The organism is Dellaglioa sp. CoH-57-MRSF-18 (assembly GCF_056781995.1).
Window position 1 is genome coordinate 1 of sequence record NZ_JBXAXX010000127.1, and the last position, 369, is coordinate 369.

1 protein-coding gene is annotated in these 369 nt (G+C 62.3%); it reads left to right on the forward strand.

All coding sequences use genetic code 11. The annotated features are described in order from the left end of the window. Positions 1-140: 140 nt before the first annotated feature. A partial coding sequence (locus AC1RPG_RS08400) for a helix-turn-helix domain-containing protein (protein WP_481762533.1) occupies positions 141-369 on the forward strand: 229 nt, incomplete at its 3' end.

A 369-nucleotide genomic window follows, 5' to 3' on the forward strand; every position in this document is an offset into this window, starting at 1 on the left:
GTGTTCGTGCAGCGCCAACTCGGACACGTCTACCAATCCACGACCTCGATTTACACCCACGTTTCGGAGGATTTCGCGAACCGGTTGCTGCAGGCAGCGCTGGCGAACGTCCCCGGACTGAACAGCTTGGAGATGACACCATGACCGAACTCATCAGCTACGAGTGGCGGCTTCGCGAGCAGATGGCCGGCGCGGGGATGTTCCATGCGACGAAGCTCATGCCCGAGCTGGAGGCCCGAGGCATCCACCTCTCTCCGAGCCAGGTCCACAGGCTGGTTTCTGAGCGTCCGGAGCGGCTGAACTTGCACGTCCTGGTGGCGCTCACCGACATCCTCGGTTGCACAGCCGATGACCTCATCGCCCCTGTCA